Origin of the sequence: Microcoleus sp. Aus8_D2, from assembly GCF_036702665.1 — a bacterium.
In the GTDB taxonomy this organism is placed as follows: domain Bacteria; phylum Cyanobacteriota; class Cyanobacteriia; order Cyanobacteriales; family Microcoleaceae; genus Microcoleus.
In genome coordinates this window covers 1-1591 of record NZ_JAUBUN010000106.1, presented here as the reverse complement: position 1 = coordinate 1591, position 1591 = coordinate 1, and the positions used below count along the sequence as shown (strand labels likewise).

Here is a 1591-nt window from a genome sequence, read left to right as displayed (position 1 = left end):
GTACTTGTCTGTTGCTGCGTTAAAAAAAATCGTCATTATTGTTTGCTCGTACTAGGTTGTGTGCTTCATGATTAATAGTAATTGCTCAACTAGGGGAAAAAAGGGAGCCATCAATAGAAAGAGCTTGTTGAATAGATTGATAAGCAGTTAAACCCTGACGCTTGCCAGTATTGACAACTGAACGAACTGCTGCAAATAAATCTCGCCCCCATTCCGAACGGAAGCCATTGGTCACACGGCGAAATATCACGCTCATCCGAATCGCCTGTTCACTACTATTATTCGTGGGTGGAATTGTCGCATCTTCCAGAAATAGAAATAAATTGTCAATCAGCCCACCGTAACGTTTTCGTAACCGTATACCATCCGGATGATGTGGTGCTAAATCCAAAATTTTGGTTAATCTTGACTGTAAATTTATTCGATATCGATTGAGTCTAGTATCATCCATATTCTCCCGTTGCCGATGGATAATAAAAGCCCTTAATAATAACCTCTTCATCGCTGGGGCAAAAATCCTGTCCCCAGCGTCAATTGCATATTGGCAATCCCGCAGTTGATGGGCCAAACACACTTGCCATTGTGGTGCTGGGTGATTTTTTTGAGCACTAAATAAGTCTGAGACCCAAATATCGGGACGATGTTCTGCCAGAACTTCGTTAATTACCCCACTACCTCGACTCGGGCGGATGACGTGTAAACAAACATCCTGGTTCTGAAACACCCACTCCCATTGGTTCTGTCCGTTAACTCTGGCACTCGTTTCATCTGAACAAATTAATTTTGCCCGCCGCAACCGTTGCAATATTTGAGTTACTTGCTCATCTAAGCTGGTTTTGACTTTCAAGAGCAAGTTGGCGATGGCACCTTCTGATATCTTGAGTCCAAAGACCTCTCCAAATATGGATGATAGCCGTTCGTAGCTGATGGCATGAGTGTAACGCAGATATGTAACTAAGCTTTGAATTGAACTGCCAAACGGTGAACCTGGTTCCATTCCTAATGGTACAGGTGCAATATACTCGGTTTGACAGCAGGCACACTGACCGCCATAACGTTCTATTCTGGTGATGATGGGGCGAATTGGGGGTAGTTCGATTTTTTCGTAGACGGATTGCAATTTTTGGGCGGCGGCGGTGACTTTCTCTCCACACTGGGGGCAATTTTTTAGTTGGGCGATGATTGTTTGGTCGGGATGAGGATGTAGTTCTCTTCCCCCTCCAGCTCTTCCCACGCTTCTTTGTCTTTTTATCCCTTCAATTTTCGATGGCTTAATGTTGGGCTTGAATCCCTTTGATGGCGGAGTGCTGGAATTTTTGCTAGTTTTGGTGGGAGATGAGTCTGGTTTTGGTTGGTATATGGCTAATGCTGCGCTGAGTTTTTGGATTTCCTGCCATAGCTCTACTATCAAGGCTTCTTTTGCCTCGTTCGATAGTTGCTTTAAGTCTGGGAGTTTTTCCATTCCTTTATCTAATGTCTATCTCGTCGAATTGTCAAGGGGGTTGAGCAATTACGATTAATATTAATGATTAATACTAATCGGCTGCAATAGGTTCATAATACAAAGCTGACATCAAATCCTCTTTATACT

Annotated in this window: 1 protein-coding gene; it reads right to left on the bottom strand. The window is 43.3% G+C overall.

Annotated elements, in window-relative coordinates:
• Positions 1 to 85: 85 nt before the first annotated feature.
• On the bottom strand, positions 86 to 1462 hold the full coding sequence (tnpC, locus tag QUB64_RS32845) for an IS66 family transposase (RefSeq protein WP_333278809.1): 1377 nt from the start codon (positions 1460 to 1462) through the stop codon (positions 86 to 88).
• Positions 1463 to 1591 lie beyond the last annotated feature (129 nt).

Excerpts from the sequence above, each read along its gene's own strand:
- tnpC (WP_333278809.1), bottom strand. The coding sequence starts at position 1,462 with ATGGAAAAACTCCCAGACTTAAAGCAACTATCGAACGAGGCAAAAGAA.